Below are 20,365 nucleotides of genomic sequence, written 5' to 3'. Positions count from 1 at the left end.
ACCGCGTGACAGAGGGACCCGAGGTCGATATCCGCGGCGGGCGTCGTGCACACTGGCTCGAGCTGGTCTTCGACCTCGTCATGGTCGGCTACATCGGGCAGGTCGCGCACTTCCTGCACGGCGACCCGGGGTGGGCGCAGGTGCTGGTGTTCTTCGCCCTGTTCGCGCCGGCGTGGTGGGCATGGGTGAACATGACCCTGACGCTCAACCTCTTCGGCGCCCGCGTCACCCCGGTCGTCTGGGCGGCCGTCACAGTGGCGATGATCGCCATCGGGATCATGGCCGCCGCGGTTCCGGAGGCGCTCGGCGAGCGCGCCTGGGTCTTCGCGGTCGGCAACGCGCTCATCCGCCTCGTGTGGATGCTGCCCTGGATCGTGAAGCGGCGCACCATCGGCGTTCCGCTCTGGCGTCCGATCGCCTTCAGCGCGCTGCCGGCCGCGCTCTGGCTCATCTCCGTGGCCGTGGCCCCGCCGGCCCGATTCGTGCTGTGGGCGGTGGCGATCGCGGTCGAGGTCGGGCTGCTGGCGTTCCTCGGGAGTCAGACGGCCTGGTTGCAGCGCACCCTGGACGTCGACCACCTGCTGGAGCGCGTCAGTCTGCTGGTCGTGATCGTGTTCGGCGAGTCGATCCTCGCGACCATCGCGCAGCTCGACGAGCACTGGACGCTCGCGTCGTTGGGGACGGCGATTCTGGCATTCATCGCGATCTCACTGCTGGCCTGGGTGTTCTTCCACTACGCCTCCGGCTCGGCTGAGGCCGGTCTGCACAGGCTGCAGACCGCCGGTCGCATCGGTGCGCTGCGGGACGCGGTGATGTATCTGCCTTTCGTGCTGATCGCCGGTATCGCGTTGTTCGCCGCCGGCCTCGGAACCGCCGTCGCCGAGGGCGCACACACGCTGCCGGCCGGAGGCGCCGCCTGCATCGCGGGCGGAATCGCGCTGTTCTACCTGGCGAGCGTCGTGGAGTCGCTGCGCTACGGAGTGCGCTGGCGCGACGTCGTGCTCTGGGGGCTGCCCGGCGTCGCACTGCCCTGGGTGCTGGTCCCCCTCTCCGCCGCGGTGACCGCCGCGGCGGTGGTCGCCGCTGTCGTCCTGCTCATCGTGGTGATGATCGGGCTCGCCGAACTCAACAGGCGTCGCATGCGCGCGGCCCGAGCGAGCAGCCTCGTGGGGTGATCAGGACGAATGGATGCCGCGGGCCCGTGCCCCGAGGCATCCATGACACGCTCTCATCTGGCTATACCGCCAAGAGCGCCGCCATCTGAGCGCGCGGCATGGGACGTGCGAACAGGTAGCCCTGGCCGCGGTCGCATCCCATCGTCTTGACCTTTTCGAGCTGCTGCGGGGTCTCGATGCCCTCCGCGACGACGCGGATGCCGGCCTCGTGGGCGACGGCGATCGCGGCCCCCATCGTGCGTTCGGCCGACGGGGAATCGTCGATCACGAGAGCGCGGTCGATCTTCAGCTCGGTGGCGTGAAGCCGCTTCAGCTGCGTGAGGGAGGCCTGTCCGGCGCCGTAGTCATCGATCGCGATGCCCAGCCCCAACGCCCTCAGCCCATCGAGCCGCGCGACGACCGCCGACACGTTGCCGATCCGTCGCCCCTCGGTGATCTCGAGCGTGAGTCGCCGTGCGGGACGGCTGATCCTCTCGACGAGCTGCCCGAGCCACGTGGCGAAGGCGGAATCCTGCAGCTGCGCGGGCGACACGTTGACCGAGACGTCGATGCCCCATTTGGCCATCACGGCGATCGCCTGCGTGGCCATGAAGCGGCCGATCTCCGCGATCATCCCGTCTTCTTCGGCGACCGGGATGAACTCATTGGGCCCCACGAGCCCCCACTCCGCATGATTCCACCGGCAGAGCGCCTCGACGGCGACCACCCGATTACTCACCAGATCGATCTGCGGCTGGAACCACGCGGTGATCTCCGAGCGCTCGAGCGCATGCGTCAGCGCTCTCGATATCTCACTTCTCACAGCCACGGCTTCTCGCTTCGGTGCTGGCCGGTCCCCCCGACCCCTGCTCCCCGTCGGCAATTCTCGCATCGGCGGTAGTTCGAAACGGCGTCTTGACGCCTGCCGACGTGTCGGGTATCCGATCAGTGCCCCCACGCTCGTGGGCAACGCGGTGGTCGACCTCCGGCTCGGCCCGCGAAAGCACGGCCGCGATGTGGTGCGCTGTCGCCGGTTCATGAGAGGTTCGGTGACATGCTGCACGAGGATGACCGCGATCTGATGCGAGCCGTTTCAGTCTACCTGCACCGTGTCAACGAGCTTTCGGCGCGCGAAACCGTCCTCGCTCGCACCCCGCTCGGCGACCTCATCAGCGAGCATCTCGCGACGGATGCCGAACGCGTCTCCGTCGTGCAGGAGCAGATCTCGGATCACCGCCTGGTCGACGCCGACATCGCGTTGGAAGCCTTGTCCGCCGAAGGCGACGGCCGTCTCATCGGCGTCACCGGCGGTGATCAGCGCCACCACCAGGGACTGTCCGAGTTCGTCAGCAACGGCCACGTCCGCTACGACGTCGGACCGGTCGACTACGCCGAACGTGCGACCGGACCGGACTCGAGCAGGCGCGTCGTCTCCCTCGGACTCCGCCTTCTGCACTTCGAAGGCGCCCCGATCGCGCTGGCTCAGCGCGCGGCGGCGCCCCAGTACGGCCGGCAGACCGCCCTCGTGGAGGTGATGGCCGCCGATGCCGCGCTCGTCACCCGATTCCTCGAGGCGCTCCGACGCACGATGGTGGAGCTCAGCGTGCTCCGCGGCCAGGTGCTGTCGTTCCAGCACACCGAGTACGGGCGTGAGGCCGGCGCCACGTTCGTGGCACGTCCCTCCGTCGCCGCGGAAGACATCGTGCTTCCTGACGGGGTGCTCCCGGAGATCGTCCAGCACGTCGTGACGATCGGCACGCACCGCGATGCGCTGCGAGGTGCTGGCCAGCATCTGAAGCGCGGCGTTCTGCTGTACGGACCGCCGGGAACCGGCAAGACGCTCACCGTCCGTCACCTGCTCAGCGCGACACCCGAGACGACGGCCGTGGTGCTGACCGGGTCCAGCATCCGTTTCGTCAGTGCCGCGGCTGAGATCGCCCGCACGTTCCAGCCCGCGATCGTGGTCCTCGAAGACATCGATCTCGTCGCGATGGAACGGCACTCCTCTCCTCAGCCTCTGCTGTTCGAGGTGCTCGACGCGTTGGACGGTCTCGACGGCGATGCCGATGTGGCCTTCATCATGACCACGAACCGCGTCGAAGCCCTCGAGCGGGCGCTCGCCGAGCGCCCCGGACGCGTCGACCTCGCGGTCGAGGTGCCGCTTCCCGCCCTCCCTGAGCGGCGCCGGCTGTTCCGTCGCTACGCCCACAACCTGCCGTACAGCGACGCAGCGCTGGACGCCGCTGCCGAGCGAGCCGAGGGCACCACCGGATCGTTCGCGAAGGAGCTGATGCGGCGCACCGTTCTCCGCGCGGCCCAGGACGAGCGCGAACCCCACGACGACGACCTCGCCGCCGAACTCACGCGCCTGATGGACTCGCGGGCGCAGCTGACCCGGACGATGCTCGGCTCCGCGACGGACGGGTCGTCGCCTGCTCCTCTTCACGATCACCAGGCGGCGAGCTTCGGATGGTTGGCGGGCTCGTGACCGCCGGTGGCGACGGCCGACGCACTGCGGTCGCGGTTCGACGTGCTGTGATGGACGGGTGACCACGCCCGAGAACGCCCTCTCGCTCACCATCGACGGAACCCCCGACTTCGGCAGTGAGGTGCTCAAGTCGCTGTACCGCTTCACGGGACGCTCCACCGTCGAGCTGCGACGTGCGATCCGCGACGGCGAGCCCGTCTATACGGCGAGGCTGTTCGGCAACGACCACATCGAGGTCGTCCCGCGGCTCGAGAAGACCGCCGACTACCTCGACAGCCTGGGGATCCCGTTCATGGTCCACGAGTGGGTCGACGGAGAGCGCGAGCAGATCTCGATCGACGTCATGCGGCAGATCATCCAGTCCGCCGACGGAGAGTTCCACTGACGCTCGCCAGATCGCGCAGAGTCCTGCGCGTGGCTCGGGGAGCGTCTGAGATGACGCGCTAGGGTGGCAGCAGGCCGAGTTCTGCACCTTTCGGTCGCGTCGCATAGGCATCCCCAGTGCCGAGCCCTCCCCCAGGGGCGCGTGACGCGCGCGGGACAGGCTGAGGTCCCTCGGACGCTACAGGCTCTAGCTGCAACGTCCGAGGGACCGTCCTTGCGCGGGGGGAGCGCAGGGGAAATCAGCGGCCCAGCCCCAGAGATCCCCAGTCCGGACGCCCGCGCTGTGATCAGTTCCCAGGATCACGGCAAGCAGTCCGTCGCCTCACCATAGCGCGTACACGGTGCGGGGAACAGCATCGAGCGATGTCATTTCGCAACGCGCGTTCACGCTCGCATCTCCCGCGGTTCCACCCGGATGCACTACTGTGCACGTCACATCGACCCACGCCGGAGAGGACCGGGATGACTGCGACACCCGCGCCCGACGCCGCCTCGAAGACGCCTTCCCGCTACCGCGGCATCGGGATCGTCCTCATCGGAATGAGCGGCGCGATCTGGTGGCCCGCGTTCACGCTCGGGGCTTGGCACACTCCGTTCTTCGACCAGCTCCTGACCGTGTGGGTGGTCGCGACGGCCGGTTTCGTCGTGGTGCTGATCCAGCCGGCGCGGCCACGGCTGAAGGCGGGCCGCGCCATCGCGCTCGTCATCCCGTCGCTGTGGCTCGTACTGTCGTTCACGAGCGCCCCCGCCGCGGACGATCTCTGGGGCAACCTGTTCGATGTGCTCGCGGTCGTCGTCGGACTCGTCGGGATCCCGTTCACGCTGTGGGTGGTCGTGCGCACCGTGTGGCCCGACGTGATCGCCGACTATCCGCCGCGCGTCCGGCTCGGCATCTTCGCCATCGTCGCCGCCATCGCCGTCGCATCGTTCGTCCTGGGTCTCAACCAGAGCCGGTTCCTCACGTGCGAGGACTTCACGCTCAGCGGCAACTCCGAGCCGCCCGGCTGTGTGCACGCCGACGACTCCCCCACCCCCTGACACGTCCGCGGTCTCGCCTTTCGGATGACGGATGCCGCGGTCCGCGGCATCCGTCCCGTTCATGTTCTGCGGCTAAGCGAGTCGCATCGTGGCCTGAGGTCCCGCGGCGAGCGCGGCGGCCGTGCGGACGATCGTCTGCTCCATCACCTCGACGGCCGCCGTCGGGGAGATGTCGGCGACCCGGGCGATGCTGATGGTGCGCGTCAGCGTCGGATCGGACAGGCGCACCGACCGGAGCCCCGAGCGCTCGATGAGCACCATCGCGGGCACGATCGCGACGCCGATCCCCCGCTCGACGAAGCGCAGCACGGCGTCCATCTCCGCACCCTCGATCACCGTGTACGGTGACAGCCCCGCGGCCGCGAACGCCGCGTCAGTCGTCGCCCGGAGGTCGTACGTAGAGCTGAACGCCACCTGCGGCAGGCCGGCCACCTCGCCGAGACCGATGCTCTCTTGCCCGGTGAGCGGTGGGGCGCCGGCCGAGGAGATGACGACCAGCTCCTCGACGAGGAGCGGCGCGACGCTGAATCGCTCCGGGGATGCCGCACCCGACGTCGTGATCAACGCGAGGTCGAGCTCGCCGCCGGCGAGATGATCCAGCAGACCGCGCGAACCGCCCTCGGTGATGTGCAGTTCGATCCCCGGATGCGCAGCGTGGAACACGCTCAGCACCTCGGCGACCAGGCTGATGCACAGAGTCGGGGTCGCACCCAGGCGCACCCGACCGCGCTGCAGGCCGGCGAGCTCGTCGAGTTCACGGCGAACGGATGCCGCGTCCGCCAGCATCCGCCGCGCGAGAGGCAGCAGCGACTCCCCCGCGACGGTCAGCGTGCTGCCCGCTCGTGCACGGTGGAACAGCTCGGCGCCGAGACTCTGCTCGAGCGTCGAGATCTGACGGCTGAGCGACGGCTGCGCGAGGTGGAGCTCCTCGGCGGCACGGGTGAAATTGCCCAGCTGCGCCACGGTGACGAAGGCGCGGAGCTGCTCGAGATTCATACGAATAGCGTATCGCTATCGATACGACCATGAATATGCATTGGAGTAATCGAAGAGAACTGCCTAGCGTGTCTGACGTGATCCCTGCAGAACGCCAGCTCTCCACCACCGTCCTCGTGATCGGCACCGGCGGTTCCGGTCTTCGCGCGGCCATCGAACTCGCCGAAGCCGGTGTCGACGTGGTCGCCCTGGGCAAGCGACCGAAGTCGGACGCCCACACCTCTCTCGCCGCCGGCGGCATCAACGCCGCGCTCGGCACCATGGATGCCGACGACAGCTGGCAGCAGCACGCCGCCGACACGCTGAAGGAGAGTTACCTCCTCGCCAACCCGCACACCGTCGAGATCGTCACGTCGGGCGCCGCCCGTGGCATCGACGACCTCGAGCGGTACGGCATGCCGTTCGCCCGCGAGGAGGACGGCCGCATCTCACAGCGATTCTTCGGTGCGCACACCTACCGTCGCACCGCGTTCGCCGGCGACTACACCGGCCTCGAGATCCAGCGCACCCTGATCAACCGCGCCGCGCAGCTGCAGGTGCCGATCCTCGACACCGTGTACGTGACGCGCATCCTCGTGAACGACGAGGGCGCGGTGTTCGGCGCGTACGGGTTCGACCTCGAGGACGGCACGCGCTACCTGATCCACGCCGACGCGGTGATCCTCGCCGCAGGCGGGCACAACCGCATCTGGCGGCGCACGTCGTCGCGACGCGATGAGAACACCGGCGATTCCTTCCGGCTCGCGGTCGAGGCGGGCGGCCGCCTTCGCGACCCCGAGCTCGTGCAGTTCCACCCCAGCGGCATCATCGAGCCCGAGAACGCGGCCGGGACGCTCATCTCGGAGGCGGCGCGCGGCGAGGGCGGCATCCTGCGCAACGGGCTCGGCGAGCGGTTCATGCACAAGTACGACCCCGAGCGCCTCGAGCTGTCCACCCGCGACCGCGTCGCCCTCGCCTGCTACACCGAGATCAAGGAGGGCCGTGGCACGCCGAACGGCGGCGTCTGGCTGGATGTCTCCCACCTCCCGCGTGAGACGATCATGACCCGCCTCCCCCGCGTCTACCAGACGATGCTCGAACTGCAGATGCTCGACATCACCAAGGAGCCGATCGAGATCGCGCCGACGGCGCACTATTCGATGGGCGGCGTCTGGGTGCGCTCGTCGGACCACTCCACCGATGTCCCCGGCCTCTACGCGATCGGCGAGGCGTCCTCGGGACTCCATGGCGCCAACCGCCTCGGCGGCAACTCGCTGATCGAGCTCCTGGTGTTCGGCCGCATCGTCGGACAGGCGGCAGCCGCGTACTCCGCGGCGCTGCCCGCCCAGACGCGCTCGGCCTCGGCGGTCGCGACCGCGCGCGCGGAGATCGACGATCTGCTCGCCGCATCCGGAACCGAGAACGTCCGGGCGCTCCAGCGGGCGATCCGCGACACCATGACCGAGCACGCCGGCGTGGTGCGCGACGAGCAGGGGCTGCTCACCGGCCTCGCCGAACTCGACGCGATCGAGGCGCGGATGGCCGATATCGGAGTGCACCCCGATATCGCGGGCTACCACGACCTCGCGCACGCGTTCGACCTGAAATCGGCGGCCCTCGCCGCCCGCGCGACGCTCGAAGCCGCGCTCGAGCGCCGCGAGACGCGCGGCTGCCACAACCGGAGCGACTACCCCGACACCGATCCCGAACTGCAGGTCAACCTGGTGTGGTCGCCCTCGACCGGTGTCGTGCGGGAGGAGATCCCGCCCATCCCCGCCGACATCAGGGCGCTCATGCGCGAGGTGTCGGTCGTCGGGAAGCTCGTCGAGTAGGCCGCCGACACGATTCCCCCGCGGTAGACCCCGGCACCCGCCCGATCGGCGGGTCCGGGGTCTACCCCGTTCGGCCGCAGGCTGCAACCCCCGAGGGCGAACGCGGGTGCACGGGGTAGAAAGGCCTCGTGAAGAGGGTGATCTACGCGGGAAGCGAATTCGTGACGGGGGACGACATCGCGGCCGCGCTCCTCGGCTGCGGCCAGGCGCTGGCCGAAGCCGGTGAGGCGGAGGCGGTGACGGTTCCGACCAGGGAACTGGACGGATCCGTGGGCGAGGTGACGGTGCTCATCGGTCCGGCGAGCCAGATGGTCGCACGCGATGCCGACAGCGACGACGACGAACTCGTCGACGAGGTGGCGGTCGCCCGCCTGAACTCGATCCAGCGACGCCTGCGCCCGGTCGCAGTGATCGATCTCCCCCCTTCGCACGACGACTGGGACGACGAGATCTGACGGCGAGCCCCGGCCCTGCGGCGTCCTTCAGCGGAAGTCCCTCGCGCGGTGCTGCACGCCGACGCGGAGATCCTCGAACGCGTCGGCGATGAGGTTCGTCACGCCCTCGGTCGAGCGCTCGAGAATGCCGCGCGCGATGAGCGCCGGGGAATCGCGCACGATGCGGCGGTAGCGGTTCCAGACGCCGAGGGAGCACACGATGTTGACGAGGCCGTGCTCGTCCTCGAGATTCAGGAACGTGATCCCGGATGCTGTCGCCGGCCGTTGCCGGTGGGTCACGAGTCCCGCGACCTCGACGCGGCGGCCGACCTCGTGACTGCGCAGCTCGCGGGAGGTCAGGACGCCGCGCGCATCGAGCCCGGAGCGGTAGTGGGTGATCGGATGGTCGTCGGTCGAGATGCCCGTCGCCCACAGGTCGGCGGCGAGGCGCTCGTAGCTGGTGGGGTCGGCGAACAGCGGCGGCTGCACCGCGATGAGCGAGTCCGGCAGGAACTCGGGGCGGTCCTGCGCCGCCGACCCGGCGAGCCAGATCGCCTCGCGCCGGCTGAGACCGAGGCATTCGAACGCCCCCGCCGTGGCGAGCGCCTCGACCTGCACCGCGGTGATGCTGGTGCGCCGCACGAGATCGCGGAGGTCGCGGAACAGCCCGCCCGTCTCGCGCGCGGCGACGATGCGCTGCGCGACCGTCGCCCCGATCCCCTTCACGCCGGCCAGTCCCAGCCGCACCGCGAACCTCCCGTCGCGGCGGTGCGCGGCGGATTCGTCGGGCGCGTCGAGGTCGAAGAGCCCGACCGGCGGCTGCTTCCGCTCGGCGCACGAGTCGAGGCCGGTCGGCCCTTCGGCCCCGGTCGCTGCGTCCCCACCGGTCGCTGAGCCTGTCGAAGCGTCGGCGACGCCCTCGAGCACCGCCTCACTGCCCGAGAGGTGCAGGTCGGGACGGCGCACCTCGACACCGTGGTGGCGAGCATCGCCCACGAGCGTCGCCGGCGAGTAGAAGCCCATCGGCTGCGCCCGCAGCAGGCCCGCGAGGAACGCGGCCGGATAGTGCAGCTTGATCCACGAGCTGGCGTACACGAGCAGTGCGAACGACAGGGAGTGCGACTCGGCGAAGCCGAAGTTCGCGAACGCCTGGATCTTGGCGTAGATCGCGTCGGCCTCCTCGCCCACGAGGTCGTTCGAGGCCATGCCGGCGTACAGCTTCTTCTTCAGCGAGTCGATGCGCTCGATCCCGCGCTTGGAGCCCATGGCGCGGCGCAGCAGGTCGGCGTCCTCGCCGGTGAGCCCGCCGACGGCCATGCCCATCTGCATGAGCTGCTCCTGGAACACCGGGATGCCGAGCGTGCGCTCGAGCACCGGCACGAGCTTGGGGTGGGGGTAGGTCACCTTCTCCTGACCGAGCTTGCGCTTGACGAAGGGATGCACCGCCCCGCCCTGGATGGGACCGGGGCGGATGAGAGCGATCTCGATCACGAGGTCGTAGAACCGGCGCGGCTGCAGGCGCGGGAGAAGCCCCATCTGGGCACGCGACTCGACCTGGAACACACCGATCGAGTCGGCACGGCACAGCATGTCGTAGACCGCCTTCTCCTCCTTCGGGATCGTCGACAGTTCCCAGTCCTCCCCCGTCGAGGCGCGGATCATGTCGAAGCAGTACTGCAGGGCGGCCAGCATCCCGAGGCCCAACAGGTCGAACTTGACCAGCCCCATCCAGGCGGCGTCGTCCTTGTCCCACTGGATCACCGTGCGGTTCTCCATGCGGGCGTGCTCGATCGGCACGACCTCGCCCACCGGCCGGTCGGTGAGCACCATTCCGCCGGAGTGGATGCCGAGATGCCGCGGGGCCTTGAGCAGCTCGGACGCGAACTCCAGCACCTGATCGGGGATGTCGAGACCGGCGCCGGTCTCGAGGAGGGCTCCCCATCCCTCGATCTGCTTCGACCACGCGTCCTGCTGCCCCGGTGAATGCCCCAGCGCCTTCGCCATGTCGCGCACGGCGTTCTTGGGGCGGTACTGGATGACGTTCGCGACCTGTGCCGCGCGGTCCCGCCCGTACTCCCGGTACACCCACTGGATGACCTCTTCACGACGGTCGGAGTCGAAGTCGACGTCGATGTCGGGCTCCTCCTCACGCAGACTCGAGAGGAACCGCTCGAACGGCAGGTCGTACGCGATCGCGTCGACGGCCGTGATGTCGAGCAGGTAGCAGATGGCACTGTTGGCGGCGGACCCGCGCCCCTGACAGAGGATGCCCCGACTCCGGGCGAACTGCACGATGCCGTGGACGATCAGGAAGTAGCCCGGGAAGTCCTTCATCTCGATGACCCCGAGCTCCTTCTCGATGCGCGCCCGGTTCTCGTCCGTCAGATCGGGGTACTTGCGCGGCACCGCCTCCCACACCAGGTGCCGCAGCCACGACATCGGCGTGTGCCCTTCGGGCACCTTCTGCTTCGGGAGCGCAGGCTTCGCCTTGCGCAGCGGGAAAGCGAGCTCGTCGGCGAGCGTCACGGTGCGGGCGACGGCGTCGGGGAACCGCACGAAGCGCTCCGCCATCTCGGCGCCCGACCGCAGATGGGCACCCGCGTGCGCGGGCAGCCAGCCGTCGAGCTCGTCGAGACCGCGGTTCGCGCGCACGGCGGCGACCGCCGCGGCGAGCAGCTGCCGCCTCGGCACGGCGTAGTGGACGTTGTTGGTCGCGAGGAGCGGAAGACCCCGCTCCCGCGCGAGCCCGACGAGCACGTCGTTGTCACGGGTGTCGAGCGGGTTGCCGTGGTCGATGAGTTCGACGTGCACGTTGTCCTTCCCGAACAGCGTCACGAGGCGATCGAGTTCGCCGGCTGCCGCATCGGGGCTCTCGGTGAGCGCGCGGCGCACGGCGCCCTTGCGGCACCCGGTGAGCACCGCCCACTCCCCCGCCGCCTGCGCGGCGAGCTCCTCGAGGTCGTAGACCGGCCTGCCCTTCTCCGCCCCCTGCAGCTGCGCGTGCGTGATCGCCCCTGCCAGCCGGTGGTACCCCTCCTCGCCACGGGCGAGCACCAGCAGGTGCGCGCCGACCGGATCGGCCTCGCCGTTCTGCGGCTTCGGCAGCTCGAGCGACAGCTCGGCGCCGAACACGGTCTTGAGCTGCAGCGACTCCGCGGCCTCCGCGAACCGGACGATGCCGTAGAACCCGTCGTGGTCGGTGACCGCGAGGGCATGCAGCCCGAGCCGCTCCGCCTCCTCGGCGAGCTCCTCGGGCGAGGAGGCCCCGTCGAGGAACGAGTACGACGAGTGCGCGTGCAGCTCGGCGTACGGGATCGCATCGGCCGGGCGCTCGATCTCGGGCGCGACGTACGGTCCTCGTTTGTGCGACCACGCGGGGCTGTCGCCGCCGTCCGCGCCGACCGGCGGTGCGTCGGGCCTGCGGCGGCCGCTCAGCACGCGCTCCATCTCGGACCATGGCACGCCCGGGTTGTTGAAGCCCATCAGCCCATCACCCGCCGTTGCCCGTCGGTCCGAGGCGTTTCGTCTCGCTCGTTCCTCGCTCGCTCAACGACCGGTACCTTGACCCTCGCGGTCCCCTAGTCATAGGTGGCCTCCGCCGTCCAGACGTCGCCGTCGCACACCAGCAGCCACGCGGCCCCGTCAGCGTCGACGACCTGGAACCGGTGCGCACGGCGCGAGCGCGCGGCATCCCATCCGCGCTCCACCACCGGCCACGGCCCCGCCCACGCCTCGATCGCACGACGGCGGCCGCTCTCGACGAAGAGTGCGGGCACGGCCGAGACGTTGCCCCGTTCGTCGACGTCGACCAGCTCGCCGCCGAGCGCCCGCACGTCGACCGGCACCGGGTCGGCGAACACCGTCGTCGGCAACGGGTCGGGCAGGCTCCCCGGCCAGGGTCGTGCGCGCTGCGCCGCGAGGCCCCCGGCGCCGGTCGCCTTCCGGTCGCGTTCGTCCTTGTCTCCCCAGGGCACGAGCACCTGGCGCTCGGCCAGCCACCTCCCGCCGCCGATCGCGGGGGTCAGCACGCCGCGATGCCCGAGCATCGCCTGCACACGCGACAGCGCGTGGTGCACCCGCTCCTCGGGTCCGCCGCCGAACAGCGCCGGAGCGTGATGGGATGCCGCATCCACCGCTTCCGGCGAGATCCGCACGAGCGTCACCCCGCTGCGCAGCCCGCCGCCGGCCGCGTCGCCCGTCCCGACGTCCTCCGCGAGCTGCCACCGCACACGGTCGACGACCGCCGCGGCGTCGAAGGATCCGGGGTGCAGCCACACCCTCTCGCTGCGCTCCCCGCGGTCTCCGACGAGTTCGACCCGCAGCTCGGTGCAGACGAGGTCGACGGCGCCGAGACCCGCGACGAAGTCGTCGGCGGTGACGCGCATGGCGAACGCCACCTGATCGGCGATCTCGAGGGGCGGCTCGAACGCGATCTCGCGCTCGAGCTCGGGCGGCGGCGTGCGCGGCTGCACCGGTCGCGAGTCGCGCCCCGCGGCGAGCGCGTGAAGCCGGACGCCCCGCTCGCCGAACCGCTCGCGCACGCGATCGGTGGGCATCTCGGCGAATCCGCCGAGGGTCTGCACGCCCAGCCGAGCGAGGAGACCCACGAGGTCTGTCGCCTCCCTCGCCCCCGCCGCGCCGGTGCTGAGCAGCGCGGAGGCGTCGAGCACCGCGACCGGCAGCGGGGCGAGGAAGCCTGCCGCACCACCGGCGGGCACGACGAAGACCGGATCTGCGGCGTTCGTGCCACCGCGCGCCGCCTGCTCCGCGGTGAACGGCCCATCGGCGATGCCCACCCGCACTCCGTCGAGCCCTGACTCGTGGAGGGTGCCGATCAGCATGCGGGCGGCCTCGACCTCGCCGCCGTAGTACCGCGCCGGACCACGCGCGCGCAGCGCGCACAGCCCCGGACGCACCAGCTGTACCCCGGGCGCCCTCTCTTCGATCAGCGACACGACCGGGGCGAATGCGCGGTGATCGCGGGCGGCATCCGCGGGGACCAGCGTCAGCCCGGGACACCGCGCCTGGGCATCGCGTCGGCGCTGCCCGCGGCGCACTCCCTCCGCACGCGCGGACGCCGAGCACGCGACCACGAGGTTGCGCTCCACGACGGCGACCGGGGGCTTCGCCTCGAACTTCTCCTGCGCCGCATCCGTGCGAGTACCCGGCCGCTGCCCGACCTCGTCTTCGGCGGCCTCGGCCGCACCCGCCTCCCGCTCGAGAGCCGTGACCGGCCAGTCGGGGAACCAGAGCACGAGGCTCCGGACGGGCGTACCCGGCGTCATGTCACCCCACCGCTCTGATCTGCTGCGCGAAGGGCTCCGCAGACTCGGCCGAGGGCAGCACCTCGACGCGCCGCATGCGTTCGGGCGCGGCGGAGACGTGCCCCGCAGCATCCGGAAGCATCACGCGCGCCCGCCGTGATCGCGGCCAGCGCCGACTCGACGACGTGAGCGTCACCTCTCGGCCGGCGAGATACCCGTGCCCGCGACCGACCCCCTCCCATGTCGGCTCGCCCACCTCGATCACCGCCTCGGCCTGCGGCCACGGCCCCTGCACGAGAAGCACCGCACCGCGATCGCGCAGCCGCGCCGCCAGGCGGGCGATCTCGCCGTCAGCCGCCCGGCCCGACGGACGTACCGCGACCACCGGCAGCACCTCGGCGACGGTCGAGGTCACCGCGAGCCAGCGCGCGCCCGGGTCGGGGATGAGCACGAGCCGCGACAGATCGACGCCGAGCCCCTCGGCCGCTTCGGCGCCGAGCCGCGGCATGCCGATGACCCCGCACCACGACCCTGCCTGCGACGGCTGTGCCAGCAGCGCCAGCAGCACCGACGTCGAGCGCGGCAGGGAGTATGCAGACCCGGGGCGCAGACCGCCCCCGGGAAGCAGCGAGGCGAGCGCGGGATGCACCGGCAGCACCGGCGCGTCGAGTCGTCGCCCCTGCACCCGCTCGACCTGGGCGCGCAGCTGCGCGACGGTACCCAGCGAAGACGCGCCGAGGGCGGCGGGATCGGAGCCCGTCGGCCTCTGGCCGGCGGTCTCGTGCACGTGCTGTGCCGTGAGCTGCACGATCGCCCTCATTCCCACATTATAGAACGCATGTTCTAGTCTTTCAATCGCTGTGAACGAGAGTAGTACCGGGTTCCGACAGTTATGTTCGAGGATTCTCCATTCCGCGACCGGGCGTCAGCCTGTACCCTCAGGATCCATGAGCGAGCCGCGGATCCCGAAGAAGGCCTACGAGCAGGAGCTGCGGCGCCTGCAGGCCCAGCTGGTCGACATGCAGGCCTGGGTCCAAGCCAGCGGCGCACGAATCGTCGTGATCTTCGAGGGGCGCGATGCCGCGGGCAAGGGCTCCACGATCAAGCGCGTGTCGGAGTATCTGAACCCGCGCGTCACGCGGATCGTCGCTCTCCCCACTCCCACCGAGCGCGAACGCAGCCAGTGGTACTTCCAGCGCTACGTGCCACACCTGCCCGCGGCAGGCGAGATCGTGCTGATGGATCGCTCCTGGTACAACCGGGCCGGCGTCGAGCACGTGATGGGCTACTGCACCAATGCGGAGTACCACCGCTTCCTCCATCAGGCGCCGATCTTCGAGCGGATGCTCGTCGAAGACGGCATCCTCCTGCTGAAGTACTGGTTCAGCGTCTCACCGGACGAGCAGGAGGCGAGGTTCCGCTCGCGCGCCGACGACCCGATGCGCCGCTGGAAGCTGAGCCCGAACGACGTGCTGTCGATCACGAAGTGGGAGGACTACTCCCGCGCCAAAGACAGCATGTTCGTGCACACCGACATCCCCGAGGCCCCGTGGTACGAGGTGCCCTCGGTCGACAAGCGTCGCAGCCGCATCAACATGATCTCCCACCTGCTCTCGCGGATCCCGTACGACGTCGTCGACCGCGAGGACGTCGTCATCCCACAGCGTCCGCCGTCCCGCGGGTACGAGCGCCCGCCGCGCAACCTCGAGAACTACGTTCCCGACGTCGCATCCACACTCGCCGACGCCGACCACCGCTGACGCACCGGACGATCGGCGCGACGCCGCGCAGGTGCCGCACCCAGCACGATCCCGACGAGCACGAGGCCGACCCCCACCGCCTGCGGCACCCCGAACGCCTCGCCCGCGACCACCACTCCGAGAAAGACCCCGGTGACGGGGTTGAGCAGTCCGACCACGCCGACCACCCCCGGAGACAGGCGTCGCAGCCCCGCGAACCACGCGACGTAGGCGAGCGCCGTCGCGACGAGCGTGAGGTACGCGAAGCCGAGCGCCGACGGCACCGTGAGCGTCGGCGGTGCACCCTCGACGAGCACCGCAGCCGGAAGCAGCACGATCGAGCCGGCGACGAGCTGCCACGCCGTCATCGGCAGCGCGGGAACGTCGGAGCCCCATCGCGCCGTGAGCACGAACCCGATCGAGGAGGCGACCATCGCGCCGAGCGACGCGGCGACGCCCCACGGATCGGCGCCTTCCGCGTCGAAGCCCAGCATCACCCCCACGCCGACGAGTCCCACGGTCGCGCCCACGACGGCGGCGAGCCGCGGCCGTCGACGCAGCAGCAGCCACGCGAACAGCAGCATGCACGCGGCGGATGCCGACATCAGCGTCGCGGCCAGACTCGACGGCAGCCGCTGGCCGGCGACGTACACGAGCACGAAGAAGCCGCCGACGTTCAACGTGCCGAGCACGAGCGAGCGCCACCACCATGACCCGCGCGGAAGCCGGCGCGCGAGGAGCAGCACGATGAGCCCGGCCGGAAGCGCCCGCAGCACGCCACCCCAGAGCGGGGATTCCGCCGGCAGCAGGCTGTGCGTGACGACGTACCCGCTCCCCCACGCGATCGGGGCGATCGCCGTCACGAGGATCCACATCCATCGCTTATCTTCCATGGAAGATACTTTATCTTACCGGGAAGATAAGATGGGCCGCATGGCCGCCGACGACCGCTCTGCGCACAACGAACCACTCGACCGCGTCGGCGAGATCCAGCAGGAGTGGCGCCGCGAGCGCCCTGACCTCGACCCGTCGCCGCAGGGCGTGATCGGGCGCCTGCACCTCGTCGCGCTCGAGCTCACCGAGCGTCTCGTCGCGGTCTACGGCGAGTTCGGACTCAGCGAGGGCGAGTTCGACGTGCTGGCCACGCTCCGCCGCGCCGGTGCGCCGTTCGAGCGCGCCGCAGGCGAGCTGGCCGACCACACCCTCGTCACCACGGGCGGCCTCACCAAGCGCGTCGACCGCCTCGAAGCCCGAGGGCTCGTCGAGCGGCGGGTCGAGGCATCCGACGCCCGAAAGCGCCTGGTGCGACTCACCCCGGAAGGGCGGGACCTCATCGATCGCGCCATCGCCGCGCACCTCGCGAACGAGCGCCGCATCCTCGACGAGCTCGGGACGACGGATGCTGCGGCCCTCGAGCCGATCCTCACCCGCTGGCTGCGCGTCCTCGACCGGAGCTGACGCCACAGCGTCGACGAACGCATCTTCCCGTCACAGCCTCCGACCCGCTAGCGTGAGGCCGACCGTGGGCTCGCTCCACGAGACCTGCGAGGAGCCAGCCCATGGACGGTGCCGTTCACCCGAGCCTGCTCGAATCCGTGTCGGCGTGGGTGCTGATCGTGTCGTTCGCACTGTCGCTGATCTACGAGTTCTGGCGGGCGACCGCCAAAGCGGGCGTGTCGCGGTACGACTCGATGCGGGCCTTCCTCCAGGGGCTGTGGCTGTACGTGCTCGCCACCGTCGTGGTCGTGCTGCTCTTCCTGGGCGTGCCCTTCGCCGCGTGGATCGGGCTCGTCTTCTCGGTGCTCGTGATCCTGGTGTCGATCTTCTACTACAACCCGAAGATGATGCCGGCACGCGAACCAGGGCTCTTCGACTGGTTCGAGGACCTCGTCTACACCGGGCTGGCGTTCGTGAGCGCGACGCTGCTCGCCCTCGAGGTCTCGGGCCTCACGCTCTCCTGACTCCGTGCGCGATCACGCGGCGAGGGCGAGGTACGGCTCCCACCGCGGATCGGTGCGCTCGGTGCCGCGGACGGTCCACTGCGCACCCCGGGGCGGGCGCGGCGTGAACCGCAGCTCCCAGTGCATCTCCTGCGGCGTGCGATCGCTCTTGATGTTGTTGCAGCGCAGGCAGCACGCGACGAGGTTCTCCCACGAGTCCGCGCCGCCGCGCGAGCGCGGCAGAACGTGGTCGATCGTCGACGCCGCCTTGCCGCAGTACGCGCAGTGGTGGTTGTCGCGACGGAGCACGCCCCGACGGGTCACCGGCACGTGGCGACCACCCGGCACCCGCACGTAACGGGTGAGGATGATCACGGCAGGGCGTTCGTACGATCGTCGGGTGCCCCACACCGGATCGGTCTCGGTGTGTTCCACCACGGTGGCCTTCTCATTCATGACGAGCACGAGTGCCCGCTTGAACGACACGACCGCGAGGGGCTCATAGCCCGCATTCAGCACCAGAGTGCGCATTGATCATCCTCTCGAATGGCCGGGACGGCTTCTCGGTTATTCGACTTGCGCGACGATCAAGGGCGCAGGGGCATGAAAAAAGGCGCTGTCTACAGACAGCGCCCTGGCGCCACGGCAATGCCGCGGCATTCGCTCGTGCAATGCCGAAGGACGAGGCGTCCAAGCGCATCCATGGTTCGGATGCGTGGTGTGCAGCCCATCGGCTCCCTCCGCTCTCTCAGCGTCGAGTCCCAGGGTAACCCACCGCGACACGCCCGGGGCGCGCGGGGACTGAACGGCTGATGGCGTGTCGGGTAACGAAGAAGAGAACGGATGCCTCGGCTCGAGGCATCCGTTCTCCGATGTGATTGCAGAAGGTCTGTGATCAGCCCGCGTTGGCCTGCAGCCATGCCCACGGGTCGACGACCGAGCCGTTGATGTGGACCTCGAAGTGCAGGTGGCACGCGGTCGAGCTGCCGGTGCTGCCGACGAGGCCGATGAGCTGGCCCGCCGAGACGCTCTGCCCGACCGAGACCTGCCGGCTGCCGTACGTCATGTGGCCGTAGAGCGTGTTGACCTGCTGGCCGCCGATGACGTGGTCGATCGAGATGCCGACCCCGTAGCCGCCGTAGCTCTCCTGCGAGACCTTGACCACGCCGGCCGCCGCCGCGTAGATGGGCGTGCCGCACGACGTCAGGAGGTCGACGCCCTGGTGGTAGCCCGAATCCCAGAGGCCGCGGCCCTTGGTGAAGTTGAGGAGGGGCCAGCGCACCTCGCCGGTGCCCGGCGACGTGAGGGCGATGTTCGTGGGGACCGTGGTGCCGCGCGACTTCGCCGCAGAGGCGGCAGCGGCGGCGACCTGGCGCGCACGCTCGGCGGCGGCCTCTTCGGCCTTCTTCTTCTCGATCTCTTCCGCGGTGGTGGCCGCGTAGCTCTCGCGCGACAGCTCACTGGCGTTCGCGTCGGAGGCGGCGACGAACGTCTGCGCGTTGTCGACGGCCATCTGCTGGATCGTCTTGGAATCCTCGGCCACCGCGGTGGCGCCGGCTGCGAACGCCGGGATCGCGACCGTGGCGACGAGACCGCCCACCATCGTCAGGACCACGAGGCTTCGCAGCGGCTTGACCACGCGACCCTTCTTGGACGACGACGCGGCGGGACGGGCATCCGCCCGGGCCGCGGTCGGCTTCGCGGGCGCGACAGAGCGTGAGCGTCGCACGGGGGTCTTCCGATTGCGCGCACGACGGTTCTGGTCCGCCGCGGCATGCTCGGGCACGTTCGCGTGCGACTCGATCTCTTCAGCCAAACTGGTCCTCCGGCGCCTCTGCGCCGGGGCGCCTGGCTCGTCAGCACTCGATGTCGGGGCACGACGTGCGGGCTTCACCACATGTGGACGACGAGCCGGTGAGGCAATCCACGCGGGGTCCTGTCGGCGGGCTTCTCGCCTGGTGGACTGTTCGAGGCTACCCGAAGGTCACGTTTATGTCACGCTCCACGCCTGGCAATCTCCGCACAGTGCGTCATCGACGCCCGCGGAATGCGGCATCCGGCGTGGCTGAGCAGCCCTCGAGGCGCGTGAACACGGTCAGGATCGTCCCATTCAGTGGAACGCGCCGACCTCAGCGGACGTCGTCGACGAGGAAGATGTGCGACGCGATCTCGACCGGGAGCTCCAGCCCCTCGTCACTGCCCTGCATCTGCACGAGCACGTAGCCCTCGTTGTAGCGGTAGTCGCCGACGGCACCCGGCACGACGCCGGCGCCCTTCAGCTGCTGCAGCAGCTCGGGGTCGACCTGTGCGGGCTCGGCGAGCCGGCGGACGGTGCCGGTGATGGGCTCGCCCGCGTCGTTGAGGCGGCGCACGAGACCCACGACGCCCTGCTCGAACCCGTTCGTCGGCACATCGCCGAGCTGGTCGAGACCGGGGATCGGATTGCCGTACGGGGACTCGGTGGGGTGGCCCAGCAGCTCGACGAGGCGACGCTCGACCTGCTCGCTCATGACGTGCTCCCAGCGGCAGGCCTCTTCGTGCACGTACGCCCAGTCCAGGCCGATGACATCGGACAGCAGACGCTCGGCGAGGCGGTGCTTGCGCATGACGTCGACGGCCTTCTGCCGCCCCGCGTCGGTGAGCTCGAGGGTGCGGTCCTCGGAGACGACGACGAGTCCATCGCGCTCCATGCGGCCGATCGTCTGCGACACCGTCGGGCCCGAGTGCCCGAGGCGCTCCGAGATGCGCGCCCGCAGCGGCACGATGTTCTCCTCCTCGAGTTCGAGGATCGTGCGCAGGTACATCTCAGTGGTGTCGATCAGATCGGTCATCGCGGTGTCCTCAGGTGTCTCAAGGGGCTGAGGACAGCCTATCCTCTGCTCCCGACGCCGAGGCCTGCCGGCCCGGCGCCCGCCGCACGGCCTGGGGCAGCAGCATCCGTCCGCTCCCCTCCCCCGCTGCGAAGCATTTCGACAGGTCAACCGGGGTTCTGCATGAGCCGAGGTGGTGACCGCGCCCTGCGGAAGCCCGGTTGACAGTGATGATTGGTGCTGGGAGCCCCGCAGCGGTCGTCCTGACTCTCCGATTGACTGACCGTGGTGTCTTGGACGGGATTCG

18 protein-coding genes are annotated in these 20,365 nt (G+C 70.1%); 9 read left to right on the top strand and 9 right to left on the bottom strand.

Annotated elements, in window-relative coordinates:
- Positions 1–5 precede the first annotated feature (5 nt).
- On the top strand, positions 6–1,175 hold the full coding sequence (locus ACFVSU_RS16605; protein ID WP_387145345.1) for a low temperature requirement protein A: 1,170 nt from the start codon (positions 6–8) through the stop codon (positions 1,173–1,175).
- 61 nt (positions 1,176–1,236) lie between these two features.
- On the opposite strand, the gene ACFVSU_RS16600 is transcribed toward ACFVSU_RS16605, so the two are convergent.
- Entirely contained in the window at positions 1,237–1,977 is a 741-nt protein-coding gene (locus ACFVSU_RS16600) for an EAL domain-containing protein (protein ID WP_387145342.1), read from the bottom strand.
- 258 nt (positions 1,978–2,235) lie between these two features.
- On the opposite strand from ACFVSU_RS16600, the gene ACFVSU_RS16595 reads away from it, so the two are divergent.
- The 3 genes from ACFVSU_RS16595 (at position 2,236) to ACFVSU_RS16585 (ending at position 5,064) form a co-directional block, all read left to right on the top strand.
- On the top strand, positions 2,236–3,642 hold the full coding sequence (locus ACFVSU_RS16595; RefSeq protein WP_387145339.1) for an AAA family ATPase: 1,407 nt from the start codon (positions 2,236–2,238) through the stop codon (positions 3,640–3,642).
- A gap of 58 nt (positions 3,643–3,700) precedes the next feature.
- Positions 3,701–4,027: a hypothetical protein gene (locus ACFVSU_RS16590; RefSeq protein WP_387145336.1), complete on the top strand. Its 327-nt coding sequence runs from the start codon at positions 3,701–3,703 to the stop codon at positions 4,025–4,027.
- A 461-nt stretch (positions 4,028–4,488) separates the two neighbouring features.
- Positions 4,489–5,064 (top strand): hypothetical protein, encoded by a 576-nt coding sequence (locus tag ACFVSU_RS16585; RefSeq protein WP_387145333.1) that lies wholly within the window; start codon positions 4,489–4,491, stop codon positions 5,062–5,064.
- 72 nt (positions 5,065–5,136) lie between these two features.
- On the opposite strand, the gene ACFVSU_RS16580 is transcribed toward ACFVSU_RS16585, so the two are convergent.
- A complete protein-coding gene (locus ACFVSU_RS16580; protein WP_387145330.1) occupies positions 5,137–6,060 on the bottom strand; it encodes a LysR family transcriptional regulator in 924 nt (307 codons plus the stop codon).
- A 77-nt stretch (positions 6,061–6,137) separates the two neighbouring features.
- Here ACFVSU_RS16580 and ACFVSU_RS16575 point away from each other — a divergent pair, with 77 nt between their 5' ends.
- Positions 6,138–7,871, top strand: a complete 1,734-nt coding sequence (locus ACFVSU_RS16575) for an L-aspartate oxidase (protein ID WP_387145327.1) — start codon at positions 6,138–6,140, stop codon at positions 7,869–7,871.
- A 128-nt stretch (positions 7,872–7,999) separates the two neighbouring features.
- A complete protein-coding gene (locus tag ACFVSU_RS16570; RefSeq protein ID WP_387145324.1) occupies positions 8,000–8,326 on the top strand; it encodes a hypothetical protein in 327 nt (108 codons plus the stop codon).
- Between the two features lie 27 nt (positions 8,327–8,353).
- On the opposite strand, the gene ACFVSU_RS16565 is transcribed toward ACFVSU_RS16570, so the two are convergent.
- The 3 genes from ACFVSU_RS16565 to ACFVSU_RS16555 all read right to left on the bottom strand — a co-directional run bounded on the left by ACFVSU_RS16565 (position 8,354) and on the right by ACFVSU_RS16555 (position 14,389).
- Positions 8,354–11,788: an error-prone DNA polymerase gene (locus ACFVSU_RS16565; protein WP_387145321.1), complete on the bottom strand. Its 3,435-nt coding sequence runs from the start codon at positions 11,786–11,788 to the stop codon at positions 8,354–8,356.
- A 95-nt stretch (positions 11,789–11,883) separates the two neighbouring features.
- Positions 11,884–13,590, bottom strand: coding sequence for a DNA polymerase Y family protein (locus ACFVSU_RS16560; RefSeq protein WP_387145318.1), 1,707 nt, complete (start codon positions 13,588–13,590; stop codon positions 11,884–11,886).
- Between the two features lies 1 nt (position 13,591).
- Positions 13,592–14,389 carry a hypothetical protein gene (locus ACFVSU_RS16555; RefSeq protein WP_387145315.1) on the bottom strand — a complete coding sequence of 266 codons (798 nt, stop codon included), beginning with the start codon at positions 14,387–14,389 and terminating at the stop codon, positions 13,592–13,594.
- Positions 14,390–14,516: 127 nt separating this feature from the next.
- Here ACFVSU_RS16555 and ppk2 point away from each other — a divergent pair, with 127 nt between their 5' ends.
- A complete protein-coding gene (gene ppk2, locus ACFVSU_RS16550) occupies positions 14,517–15,329 on the top strand; it encodes a polyphosphate kinase 2 (protein WP_387145312.1) in 813 nt (270 codons plus the stop codon).
- Here the strand turns inward: ppk2 and ACFVSU_RS16545 are convergent.
- A complete protein-coding gene (locus ACFVSU_RS16545) occupies positions 15,281–16,201 on the bottom strand; it encodes an EamA family transporter (protein ID WP_387145309.1) in 921 nt (306 codons plus the stop codon). The genes ppk2 and ACFVSU_RS16545 overlap by 49 nt on opposite strands.
- 40 nt (positions 16,202–16,241) lie before the next feature.
- Between ACFVSU_RS16545 and ACFVSU_RS16540 the strand changes: the two genes are divergently transcribed.
- On the top strand, positions 16,242–16,766 hold the full coding sequence (locus tag ACFVSU_RS16540; RefSeq protein WP_387145306.1) for a MarR family winged helix-turn-helix transcriptional regulator: 525 nt from the start codon (positions 16,242–16,244) through the stop codon (positions 16,764–16,766).
- 101 nt (positions 16,767–16,867) lie between these two features.
- A complete protein-coding gene (locus ACFVSU_RS16535; protein WP_387145303.1) occupies positions 16,868–17,269 on the top strand; it encodes a hypothetical protein in 402 nt (133 codons plus the stop codon).
- 12 nt (positions 17,270–17,281) lie between these two features.
- On the opposite strand, the gene ACFVSU_RS16530 is transcribed toward ACFVSU_RS16535, so the two are convergent.
- The 3 genes from ACFVSU_RS16530 to ACFVSU_RS16520 all read right to left on the bottom strand — a co-directional run bounded on the left by ACFVSU_RS16530 (position 17,282) and on the right by ACFVSU_RS16520 (position 20,079).
- Positions 17,282–17,779: an HNH endonuclease gene (locus ACFVSU_RS16530; RefSeq protein WP_045298202.1), complete on the bottom strand. Its 498-nt coding sequence runs from the start codon at positions 17,777–17,779 to the stop codon at positions 17,282–17,284.
- A gap of 364 nt (positions 17,780–18,143) precedes the next feature.
- Positions 18,144–19,064 carry a M23 family metallopeptidase gene (locus ACFVSU_RS16525; RefSeq protein WP_387145300.1) on the bottom strand — a complete coding sequence of 307 codons (921 nt, stop codon included), beginning with the start codon at positions 19,062–19,064 and terminating at the stop codon, positions 18,144–18,146.
- A gap of 313 nt (positions 19,065–19,377) precedes the next feature.
- Positions 19,378–20,079 (bottom strand): metal-dependent transcriptional regulator, encoded by a 702-nt coding sequence (locus tag ACFVSU_RS16520; RefSeq protein ID WP_056369572.1) that lies wholly within the window; start codon positions 20,077–20,079, stop codon positions 19,378–19,380.
- Between the last annotated feature and the right edge of the window lie 286 nt (positions 20,080–20,365).

The organism is Microbacterium sp. NPDC058062, assembly GCF_042885375.1.
Taxonomy (GTDB): domain Bacteria; phylum Actinomycetota; class Actinomycetes; order Actinomycetales; family Microbacteriaceae; genus Microbacterium; species Microbacterium trichothecenolyticum_C.
This window is presented reverse-complemented; position numbering and strand designations above follow the sequence as displayed.